Consider the following 11,664-nt stretch of genomic DNA (forward strand, 5'->3'; position numbering starts at 1 on the left):
GTTGCTTGTACTGGGTTCTTTCGTTCATCGCAACACCTTATATGAGACAGGTGTTGCACTTCAGATTTGAGGCCGCCCCACCAAAGCCTTATGCCGATTGGCCTATCGCAGATTTTTGATACTCGTATTAGGTGAGCGAAATATCCGCGACGCGCCGTGGCGCCTCGAGATACTCCTTCGACTGCATCTCGATGATGCGCGACACCGTGCGCGCGAATTCGTTGGCCATGGGCCCTTCCACGTACAGCTCTTCCGCGGGCACGGCTGCCGACATCAGCAGCTTCACCTTGTGGTCATAGAACACATCGATGAGCCACGTGAAGCGACGCGCCTCGGACGCCATGCGTGGCGTCATCTGCGGTACGTCCGACAAGATCACCGCATGAAACCGGTTCGACAGTTCCAGATAGTCGTTCTGCGAGCGCGGCCCGCCGCAGAGCGTCGCGAAGTCGAACCACACGACGCCGTCGGCACGGCGCAGCGCCTTGATCTCGCGCTTTTCGATGTGCAGGATCGGGCTTTCGTCGGGGACGGCCGCGAGCTTTGCGTAGTCCGCGCGCAACGCCTCGCTCGCCGCCGCCCCGAGCGGCGTGTGATACGCCTTCACCTGCGACAGCGTGCGCTTGCGGTAGTCGGTGCCGGCGTCGACGTTGAGCACGTCGAGATGTTCCTTGATGAGCTCGATCGCAGGCAGAAGACGATCGCGATGCAGCCCTTCCGGATACAGCGTGTCCGGCTGGTAATTGGACGTCATCACGAACTGCACGCCGTTCTTGAAGAGGCGGTCGAGCAGGCGATAGAGAATCATCGCGTCGGCGATATCCGAGACATGGAATTCGTCGAAGCAGATCAATCTGAAACGCTTGGCGATGCGTTTCGCGAGTTCGTCGAGCGGATCGGCCTGCCCTTTCAGCTCTTCCAGCTCGCGATGCACCTCGCGCATGAACTCGTGAAAATGCAGGCGCGTTTTGCGCTGCACGGGCACGACGGCATAGAAGCTGTCCATCAAAAAGCTCTTGCCGCGCCCGACGCCGCCCCACAGGTAGACACCGCGCGGCAGGTCCGGACGCACGAGAAACTTCTTGAGCGCGTTGGAGCGGCGGCCCTTGTAGGCGACCCACTCCTCGTAGCAGCGCTGCAGGCGCGCGACCGCCGCGAGCTGCGCCTCATCCGATTGATAACCCCGCGTGCGCAGTTCGCTTTCGTAGTATTCGGTGACGTTCATCTTCTGCCGTATGAAGTGACGAAGGCGAGCGGTTTCATCCGCTCGCCTTCGTGTGCGATGCCTTACTGCCCGAAGCCGAGCTTCTTACATGTTCAGCGCGCGCTTGTCGACGGCCAGCGCCGCTTCGCGCATCACTTCCGACAGCGACGGATGCGGATGGCAAATACGGCCGATGTCTTCCGACGCCGCCTTGAACTCCATCGCGACGACCGCTTCCGCGATCAGATCCGACGCGTCGGCGGCGATCACGTGCACGCCGAGGATTTCGTCGGTCTTCGCGTCCGCGATCATCTTGACGAAGCCTTCAGCCTTGCCGATGCCCAATGCGCGGCCGTTGGCCATCATCGGGAACTGGCCGGTCTTGTACTCGCGGCCTTCGGCCTTGAGCTGCTGTTCGGTCTTGCCGACCCACGCGATTTCCGGTTCCGTGTAGATGACCCACGGAACGCAGTTGTAGTCGATGTGCGGCTTCTGACCATCGATGATCTCCGCCACCGCCACGCCCTCGTCTTCCGCCTTGTGCGCGAGCATCGGGCCGCGCACGACGTCGCCGATTGCGTACACGTTCGGCACGCTCGTCGCGCAATGATCGTCGACGTCGATGAAACCGCGCTCGTTGGCCTTCAGGCCGATCGCTTCCAGACCGAGGTTATCGGTGTTCGGCACGCGGCCGATCGACACGATCAGGCGGTCCGCTACCAGCGTTTGCGCGTTGCCCGCGTTATCCGTGTAAGCGATCGACACGCCGTTGCCCGTCGTCTTCACTTCGCCGATTTTCACGCCGAGGTGAATGTCGAGGCCCTGCTTCTTGAACTGCTTCGCGGCTTCCTTGGCGAGGGCTTCGTCGGCGGCGCCGAGAAATTGCGGCAGCGCTTCGAGCACGGTCACGTCCGCACCCAGACGACGCCACACCGAGCCGAGTTCCAGACCGATCACGCCCGCGCCGATCACGGCGAGCTTCTTCGGCACCGAGTCGAACGAGAGCGCGCCTTCGTTGTCGGCGATCAACGTGTTGTCCACCGGAATGTTCGGCAGATGACGTGCCTTCGAGCCCGTCGCGATGATGACGTTCTTCGCCGTAACGACTTCCGTCTCGCCTTCGCCCGAGACTTCGATCTGCACGCCGGCGTTGTTCTTGCCCGTGAACTTGCCGTGCCCCTTGAGCCACGTGATCTTGTTCTTGCGGAACAGGAACTCGATGCCCTTCGTCATCTTCTCGACGATGCCGTCCTTGCGGGCGAGCATCTTCGACACATCGAGCTTCACATCCGACACGCTGATGCCGTGATCGGCCAGATGCTTCGACGCATTCTCGAATTCTTCCGACGACGCGAGCAGCGCCTTCGACGGAATGCAGCCCACGTTCAGGCACGTTCCGCCGAGCTTCAGCGCGCCGGCCGGATTCTTCCACTTCTCGATACACGCAACCGTCTTGCCGAGCTGCGCTGCGCGAATCGCCGCGATATAGCCGCCAGGGCCCGCGCCGATCACGACGACATCAAATTCTTTGGACATGACTTTCCTTGGTCTATCTCCGCTCATGCGGAGCAGCCTCATGCGATGCGCGCGAGCCTATCGCGCGCATCGAAGGCACTGAGTTCTTACAGGTCCAACAGCAGACGGGCCGGATCTTCCAGCGCGTCCTTCATCGCGACGAGCGACAGCACGGCTTCGCGGCCGTCGATGATGCGGTGGTCGTACGACAGCGCGAGGTAGTTCATCGGGCGGATCACGATCTGGCCGTTCTCCACGACCGCGCGTTCCTTCGTGGCATGCACGCCGAGAATCGCGGACTGCGGCGGGTTGATGATCGGCGTCGACAGCATGGAGCCGAACACGCCGCCGTTCGAGATGGAGAACGTGCCGCCGGTCATTTCTTCGATCGACAGCTTGCCGTCCTTCGCTTTCTGGCCGAATTCGGCGATCTTCTTCTCGATGTCGGCGAGGCTCATTTGATCGGCATTACGCAGGATCGGCACCACCAAACCGCGCGGCGAACCGACCGCGATACCGATGTCGAAGTAGCCGTGATACACGATGTCGTTACCGTCGATCGAAGCGTTCACGAGCGGGAACTTCTTCAGCGCGTGCACGGCGGCCTTCACGAAGAACGACATGAAGCCGAGCTTCACGCCGTGTTCCTTCTCGAAGCGATCCTTGTACTTGTTGCGCAGATCCATGACGGGCGCCATGTTGACTTCGTTGAACGTCGTCAGGATGGCGTTGGTTTGCTGCGATTCGAGCAGACGCTCGGCGATACGCGCGCGCAGACGCGACATCGGCACGCGCTGTTCCGGACGGTCCTTGAGCCATTGATCCGCCGATGCCGGCGCCGAAACTTGCGGCAGCGAGGGCTTGGCGGCGCGCGCGGGCGCGGCGGCCGGAGCCGGCGCGGCAGCCTTGGCGGCGGGTGCGGACGCCGAAGCGGCGAGCGCGTCGCCCTTCGTGATGCGGCCGTCACGACCCGAGCCGGAAACCTGATCCGCCGACACGCCCTTCTCGGCCAGAATCTTCGTCGCCGCGGGCGATGCTGCACCACCGGTCGAACCCGCCGATGCCTGCGCGACTGCGGGAGCTGCCGTCGCGGCGGCCGCTTCAGCTACGGGCGCGGGTTTCACTTCGGAGTCGCCGGCAGCGGCGACCGCTTCGCCCGCTTTCGCTTCGGTGTCGATCTTGGCAATGATTTCGTCGGCGGCAACGATATCGCCGTCGTGCTTGATCACTTGCGCGAGCACGCCTGCGGACGGCGCGGGCACTTCGAGCACGACCTTGTCGGTTTCGATTTCGATGAGGATTTCGTCCTGGGCGACAGCCTCGCCCGGCTTCTTCTTCCATTGCAGCATGGTCGCTTCCGAGACCGACTCGGAAAGCTGGGGAACCTTGACTTCTACGATAGCCATTTCTGTATTGTCCTAATGCGTGTCTGTGTGTTCGAGCGTCGGGACCGGGCTGCGGCGCGCGCGCCCGGTCTCTCAAGCGTTGATTACTTCGCGATGACCTGCGCGCCCTTCAGGCGGCCGAACGCGCCTTCCACGAGCGCCTTCTGCTGCTCGTAGTGCTTCGCGTAGTAGCCGACCGCCGGCGAAGCCGAAGCCGGACGGCCGCTGTAGGCCAGCTTCATGCCTTCGCGCATGCCTTCGCGCAGATGGTGCTCGACGTAGAACCAGGCGCCCTGGTTTTGCGGCTCGTCCTGCACCCAGACCACTTCGGTCGCGTTCTCATACTTCTTGAGTTCCGCGTCGAACTGCTTGTGCGCGAACGGATACAGCTGCTCGATACGCACGATGGCGACATCGTTGCTCTTCGCTTCGCGGCGATGCGCGATGAGGTCGTAGTACACGCGGCCCGAGCACACGATCACACGCTTGACCTTCTTCGCCTCGATCCCTTCTTCCACTTCGCCGATGACCGGCTGGAACGAGCCCTTCGACAGTTCCGCCAGATCCGACACGGCTTCCTTGTGGCGCAGCAGCGACTTCGGCGTGAAGATGATGAGCGGCTTGCGGAACAGGCGGATCATCTGACGGCGCAGCAGATGGAAGACCTGCGCCGGCGTCGTCGGCTGGACCACTTGCATGTTGTGATCCGCGCACAGTTGCAGGAAGCGCTCGATACGCGCCGACGAGTGCTCCGGACCCTGACCTTCGTAGCCGTGCGGCAGCATCATCGTGAGACCGGAGACGCGGCCCCACTTCACTTCGCCCGACGAGATGAACTGGTCGATCACGACTTGCGCGCCGTTCACGAAGTCGCCGAACTGCGCTTCCCACGCGACGAACGTGTTCGGCTCGGCCGTCGAATAGCCGTACTCGAAACCGAGCACCGCTTCTTCGGACAGCACGGAATCGATCACCGTGAACTTGGCCTGGCCTTCCGCGATGTTCTGCAGCGGAATGTACGTGCCGTCGTTCCAGCGCTCGCGGTTCTGATCGTGCAGCACGGCGTGACGGTGCGTGAACGTGCCGCGGCCCGAGTCCTGGCCCGTCAGACGCACGGCGTAGCCCGATGCGACCAGCGACGCGAACGCGAGATGCTCGCCCATGCCCCAGTCGAGCTTGGCTTCGCCGAGACCCATCGCGCGGCGGTCGTTGATCACGCGCTCGACGAGCGGGTGAACCTTGAAGTTCTCGGGAATCGTCGTGATGCGCTCGGCGAGACGCTTCAGTTCGGCGAGCGGCACGGCGGTGTCGGCCGCGTCCGTCCACTTGCGGTTCAGGAACGGCACCCAGTCGACCGCGTACTTGCTCTTGTAGTTCGAGAGCACAGGATCGATCGTGTGATGGCCTTCGTCCATCGCCTGACGATATTCCTTGACGTACTTGTCCGCGTCGTCGGCCGTGATCACGCCTTGCTGCACGAGCTTTTCCGCGTAGACGGCGCGCGTGCCCGGATGCTTCGCGATGGTCTTGTACATCAGCGGCTGCGTGACCGCGGGGGTATCCTGCTCGTTGTGGCCGAGCTTGCGGAAGCAGATGATGTCGACGACCACGTCCTTGTGGAACTTCATGCGGAAGTCGATCGCGAGCTGCGTGGCGAGTACGACGGCTTCGGGATCGTCGCCGTTCACGTGCAGCACCGGCGCTTCGATCATCTTGACGACGTCCGAGCAGTACAGCGTCGAGCGCGCATCGCGCGGGTCCGACGTGGTGAAGCCGATCTGGTTATTGATGACGATGTGCAGCGTGCCGTGCGTGCCGTAGCCGCGCGTCTGCGCGAGATTCAGCGTTTCCATCACGACGCCCTGGCCCGCGAAGGCCGCGTCGCCGTGCACTTGCACCGGCAGCACTTGCAGACCTTCTTCGTCGCCGCGGCGGTCCATACGCGCCTTGGCCGAACCTTCGACCACCGGATTCACGATTTCCAGGTGCGACGGATTGAACGCGAGCGACAGGTGAACCGGGCCGCCTTCGGTCGACACGTCCGACGAGAAGCCCTTGTGGTACTTCACATCGCCGGCCGGCAGGTCATCGACGTGCTTGCCTTCGAATTCGGCGAAGAGGTCCGCCGGCATCTTGCCGAGCGTATTGACCAGCACGTTCAGACGCCCACGGTGCGCCATGCCGATGACGATTTCCTGCACGCCGCTCTTGCCGGCGTGGCGCACGACTTCGTCCATCGACGCGATGAAGCTCTCGCCGCCTTCCAGCGAGAAGCGCTTCTGACCGACGTACTTGGTGTGAAGGAAACGCTCGAGGCCTTCGGCCGCCGTCAGGCGATTCAGGATGTGCTTCTTCTTTTCATTGGAGAAGTTCGGCGTCGAGCGGATCGACTCGAGCTTCTCCTTCCACCAGCGCTTTTGTTCCGGATCGCTGATGTACATGAATTCGGCGCCGATCGTGCCGCAGTACGTATCGCGCAGCGCCTTCACGATGTCACGCAGCGATGCCTGCTCGAAACCGAAGTACAGGTTGTTCGCGTTGAACACCTGATCCATGTCGGCTTCGGTGAAGTCGTAGAAACCGGGTTCGAGTTCGGGGATGGCCGGACGCTCGCGGCGCTTGAGCGGATCGAGGTTGGCCCATTGCGTGCCGAGGAAGCGATACGCCCCGATCAGCGATTGAACGTAGACTTGCTTGCGTGCGGTGGTGAGGTCGCCAGTGCTTTCACGCGGCAGAAAGGCATTCGCCTTCGCGCGCTGGGCAAAAGACTCGACGATCGGGCCGTGGGCCACGTCGTTGTGAGCCGTGCCGTCCGAAGCGGGCACGTTCTGCAACGCGTCGAAGTAGGCTCGCCAGGTCTCGGGCACTGACGCGGGATTATCGAGATATTGCTCGTACAACTCTTCGACGTACGGAGCATTACCGCCGAACAGATAGGAGTTCGACTGGAATTGCTTCATCATTTTACGCTCACCTTTCTTCGAGTTTCTCGAGGAAGTGCGGGTTACGAAACCTTCCGCGCCACGGCCTGACCGTTTAGCGGATTGCGCGAATCAAGTCTGCTTGGAAGGACCTAAAAAGCGACAGCTAATCTGAGAAGCATAGCACAGAACCAATCGTCATATGACCGATCGCCGCATGCGCTCGACCTCGTCATCCTTTATGCAACAAGCATGTGCGGGCTTTCACGAGATAAGCAAGGGACTCTTGCACGCAGTCGAAAAAGGAAAAGCCGCCCGAAGGCGGCTTTTGCCCTGTCAATGCGAACCGATGCCTGAAGCTTACTCGGCGTTCGCCTCGCGGCTCGCGCGGCGGCGCTCGTGCTCCTTCAGATGACGCTTGCGCAGGCGGATCGATTGCGGCGTGACTTCAACGAGTTCGTCGTCGTCGATGAACTCGACCGCGTACTCCAGCGACAGCTGGATCGGCGGCACGAGGCGCACGGCTTCGTCGGTGCCCGACGCGCGCACGTTGGTCAACTGCTTGCCCTTGATCGGGTTCACGACGAGGTCGTTGTCACGGCTATGAATGCCGATGATCATACCTTCATAGAGCGCATCCCCAGGCGACACGAACATGCGGCCGCGATCCTGCAGCTTCCACAGTGCATACGCCACGGCGGCGCCATCGTCCTGCGAGATCAGCACGCCGTTGCGACGCTCGCCGACCGAGCCTTCCTTTACCGGCGCGTACGAATCGAACGTGTGGCTCATCAGACCCGTGCCGCGCGTGAGCGTCAGGAACTCGCTCTGAAAGCCGATCAGACCGCGCGCCGAGATCTTGTACTCGAGACGCGTGCGGCCACGGCCGTCGGAGGTCATATCGAGCATTTCGCCCTTGCGGCGGCCGAGTTCTTCCATCACGCCGCCCTGATGCTGGTCTTCGATATCGACCGTCAGGTTTTCATACGGCTCGCACTTCACGCCATCGATTTCCTGCAGCACGACGCGCGGACGCGACACCGCGAGCTCATAGCCTTCACGGCGCATGTTCTCGACGAGAATCGTCAGATGCAGTTCGCCACGGCCCGACACTTCGAACGTGGTTTCGTCGCCCGTGTCTTTCACACGCAGCGCCACGTTATGGTTCAGTTCCTTGGTGAGACGGTCGCGAATCTGGCGGCTCGTCACGAACTTGCCTTCCTTGCCCGCGAGCGGCGACGAGTTCACGAGGAAGTTCATCGTGAGCGTCGGTTCGTCCACGGTGATCATCGGCAGCGCTTCGGGGTTATCCGGCGAGCAGATCGTCACGCCGATGCCGATTTCCTCGATACCGTTGATCAGCACGATATCGCCGGCCTGCGCTTCTTCGACCTGCACCCGCTCGAGACCGTGGAACGACAGCACCTGATTGATCTTGCGATTGATGATCGCGCCGTCCGGACCCGACCGCACCGCCACCTGCATGCCAGGACGAATGCGGCCACGCGCGACACGGCCCACGCCGATACGTCCGACGTACGAGTTGTAGTCGAGCGACGTGATCTGCAGTTGCAGCGGACCGTCAGGATCGGCCGGACGCACCGGCACGTGTTCGAGAATGGCTTCGAAGAGCGGGCGCATCGTGCCTTCGCGCACTTCGGGGTCGAGGCCGGCGTAGCCGTTCAGACCCGACGCATACACCACCGGGAAGTCGAGCTGCTCTTCGGTCGCGCCGAGCTTGTCGAACAGATCGAAGGTCTGGTTGATCACCCAGTCGATACGCGCGCCCGGACGGTCCACCTTGTTGATGACGACGATCGGCTTGAGACCCAGCGCGAGCGCCTTTTTCGTCACGAACCGCGTTTGCGGCATCGGGCCTTCGACTGCGTCGACGAGCAGCAGCACGGAGTCGACCATCGACAGCACGCGCTCCACTTCACCGCCGAAGTCGGCGTGTCCCGGCGTATCGACGATATTGATGTGCGTGCCTTCGTATTCGACAGCGCAGTTCTTCGCCAGGATCGTGATGCCACGTTCCTTTTCGATGTCGTTCGAGTCCATGACGCGCTCGGCGACCTGCTGGTTTTCCCGGAACGTGCCCGACTGACGGAGCAACTGGTCGACGAGCGTGGTCTTGCCGTGGTCGACGTGGGCAATGATGGCGATATTGCGGAGGGCGCGAGTCATATAGAGATGTCTTGGTTGTGCGCCGTCGGAGCGAGTCTCTTCAGTGAGACTTCATGGCTCGGCAAGCCCCCCTTGAAACCGTCATGCAAGCATGACTACGCGGGCCCGGCGCGGTGAGAACCGTAAATTATAGCACGCATGGATGTCCTTCCCTTGCAATAGGACGCAACCCGTAAGACGGCCAGGCAGGAGCCCCCATCGCACCCGCATGGATTGGATTGTTAAGCAGATTCAGAAAAGCTTCTTGCAGCGACTGAAATGCCCCCCTATAATCCTGCCTAGTCAACTATTGCAACCGCATAATATTTTCCATGAGCGACGCTCCGAAATCTGCGGCGATCGGCGATTACGTGCTCGCCGAGAGCGTCGGCTACCTGATCAGCCGGGTGCGCTCGACCATGTGGAACATGGTCACGCAACACACGACCTCCGAACTGGGCATCACGAGCACACAGGCGAGCATCCTCTTCATGCTGGCGGTCGGCAAGTGCCTGACGGCCGCGGACATCGCTCGTGAATACGGCATAGACGCGAGCGCCGTGACGCGCCTCATCGACCGGCTGGAAAAACGTGACTTGCTTTCGCGCGTCCGCAGCGAGGAAGACCGGCGCGTCGTGCGCCTCGCGCTGACGGACGAAGGCCAGGCAACGGCCGAGAAGATTCCCGCCATCTTTACGCGCGTGCTGGACAACCTCCTCGCGGGCTTCACGCCCGAAGAAGTGGGCTTCCTGAAGAGCATGCTGCGCCGGATTCTGGCCAACTCCTGTGATCCCTCCGTGGCATCGTTGCTCGCCGGAAACGATAAGCCTGGTACGTCATTGCGATGACAAGCAAATTTGTCGTCGGCAGCCTACAAAATGATTGCAACGTCCATCTTTAAGTCTCATCTCAAGAAACGAGATATGAAACAGCTTTCCCTGTCCGCGCTGCGCGGCGAGCGCCGTGTCAATAGCGCCGTGGTCGCCGCAATAGCCGCGCTCGCGCTTGCCGGTTGCGCGAACTACGCAGGCATCTCGAGCGACAAGCAGATTGCCGCGCCTGAAAACTTCGAGGCTACGCAAAGCCTGCCGGGACAAGGCGGCCAATGGCCGGCGCTCGATTGGGCGAAGCAGTTCGGCGATCCGCAGTTGCCGCGACTGATCGACGAGGCGCTCGCGGACAATCCCACCATCGCGCAGGCGCAGTCGCGGATCGCGAAGGCGTCGTCATATATCGAAACGTCACGCTCGGCGCTCTATCCGAAGGTCAACGGATCGTATTCGTGGACGCGCGAATTGTATTCGGCCAACGCCCTCTTCCCGCCACCCTACGGCGGCACCTGGTTCAGCGAGAACAACGTGCTCGCGAGCGCGTCGTGGGAACTCGATCTGTGGGGCAAGAATCGCTCGCGGCTGAACATGGCGGTGTCGCAGGAGAAGGCCGCCGAAGCGGACATGCAGCAGGCGCGTGTGACGCTGGCGGCATCGGTTGCGCGCACGTACAACCAGCTCGCGCTGCTGTACGCGCTGCGTGACGTCGCCCAGCGCGAGATCGCGAACCGGCAGGACGTCGGGCGCATCACGAACGGACGGGTCGCGGCCGGGCTCGACACCAGGGTCGAGAGCCGCACGGCGGAAGGCAACGTCGCGACGAGCCAGACCAATATGACCGAGCTCGACGGACAAATCGAAACCGTCCGCTATCAGCTCGCCGCGCTGCTTGGCAAGGGCCCGGACCGCGGTCTGCAGATCGCCAAGCCCGTGATCGATCCGAACGTCAACATGACGCTGCCGGACAACGTTCCCGCCGACCTCATCGCGCGCCGCCCGGATATCGTCGCCGCGCGCTGGCAGGTAGAAGCCGCGACGCACAACATCAAGGAAGCGAAAGCCGAGTTCTTCCCGGACATCAACCTCGCGGCGGCCTTCGGTTTCGACGCGTTCGGCTGGAGCCGCTTCCTGCAGGCGAGCAGCCGCCAGATCCAGATCGGGCCGGCGGTGCATCTGCCGATTTTCGATGCCGGCGCCCTGCGCGCCCAGTTGAAGGGCCGTTACGCCGACTTCGAGGGCAATGTCGCGAACTACAATCAGACGCTCATCAATGCGATGAACGATGTCGCGACCAACATTTCCGCGATCCGCTCGCTCGACAAACAGATGGCGGATGCGCAGCGCGCGCTCGCGGCGGCGACGAGCGCGTATCAGCTCGCGGTAATCCGCTACAAGGCCGGCCTGTCGCCGCAGTTGCAGGTGCTCAACGCCGACGAAAACCGTCTCGCCAACGAGCAGACCGTAACGAACCTGCGCCTGAAGCGCACCGATCTGCAAATCGCGCTGATCAAATCGCTCGGCGGTGGCTTCGACGCGACGAGCACGAATCTCGCGATCGACGGCAGCGGGCAGAATCAGGCGAACACGCAAGCGGCAAATCAGGCCACGCCATCGAAGTAAGCCGCGCACAAGAACACGCATCA

Annotated in this window: 7 protein-coding genes; 2 read left to right on the forward strand and 5 right to left on the reverse strand. The window is 62.2% G+C overall.

What is annotated here, in order from left to right:
* Nucleotides 1-127: 127 nt before the first annotated feature.
* From zapE to typA, 5 genes are all read right to left on the reverse strand, one after another.
* Nucleotides 128-1,225, reverse strand: a complete 1,098-nt coding sequence (gene zapE / locus NCS58_RS08800) for a cell division protein ZapE (protein ID WP_061121104.1) — start codon at nucleotides 1,223-1,225, stop codon at nucleotides 128-130.
* 84 nt (nucleotides 1,226-1,309) lie between these two features.
* Nucleotides 1,310-2,740, reverse strand: coding sequence for a dihydrolipoyl dehydrogenase (gene lpdA / locus NCS58_RS08805; protein WP_250538261.1), 1,431 nt, complete (start codon nucleotides 2,738-2,740; stop codon nucleotides 1,310-1,312).
* 86 nt (nucleotides 2,741-2,826) lie between these two features.
* The gene (gene odhB, locus NCS58_RS08810; protein WP_061121102.1) at nucleotides 2,827-4,125 is read right to left on the reverse strand and encodes a 2-oxoglutarate dehydrogenase complex dihydrolipoyllysine-residue succinyltransferase; all 1,299 of its coding nucleotides are present in this window, start codon (nucleotides 4,123-4,125) and stop codon (nucleotides 2,827-2,829) included.
* Between the two features lie 83 nt (nucleotides 4,126-4,208).
* Nucleotides 4,209-7,067, reverse strand: a complete 2,859-nt coding sequence (locus NCS58_RS08815; RefSeq protein ID WP_061121101.1) for a 2-oxoglutarate dehydrogenase E1 component — start codon at nucleotides 7,065-7,067, stop codon at nucleotides 4,209-4,211.
* A gap of 318 nt (nucleotides 7,068-7,385) precedes the next feature.
* The gene (gene typA / locus NCS58_RS08820; RefSeq protein ID WP_061121100.1) at nucleotides 7,386-9,212 is read right to left on the reverse strand and encodes a translational GTPase TypA; all 1,827 of its coding nucleotides are present in this window, start codon (nucleotides 9,210-9,212) and stop codon (nucleotides 7,386-7,388) included.
* 311 nt (nucleotides 9,213-9,523) lie between these two features.
* Between typA and NCS58_RS08825 the strand changes: the two genes are divergently transcribed.
* Together NCS58_RS08825 and NCS58_RS08830 are read left to right on the forward strand one after the other, a co-directional pair.
* Nucleotides 9,524-10,039, forward strand: a complete 516-nt coding sequence (locus NCS58_RS08825; protein WP_061121099.1) for a MarR family winged helix-turn-helix transcriptional regulator — start codon at nucleotides 9,524-9,526, stop codon at nucleotides 10,037-10,039.
* Nucleotides 10,040-10,114: 75 nt separating this feature from the next.
* The gene (locus NCS58_RS08830) at nucleotides 10,115-11,641 is read left to right on the forward strand and encodes an efflux transporter outer membrane subunit (protein WP_250538262.1); all 1,527 of its coding nucleotides are present in this window, start codon (nucleotides 10,115-10,117) and stop codon (nucleotides 11,639-11,641) included.
* The last annotated feature ends 23 nt before the right edge of the window (nucleotides 11,642-11,664 follow it).

Origin of the sequence: Caballeronia sp. INML3B (genome assembly GCF_023631305.1) — a bacterium.
Taxonomy (GTDB): domain Bacteria; phylum Pseudomonadota; class Gammaproteobacteria; order Burkholderiales; family Burkholderiaceae; genus Caballeronia; species Caballeronia turbans.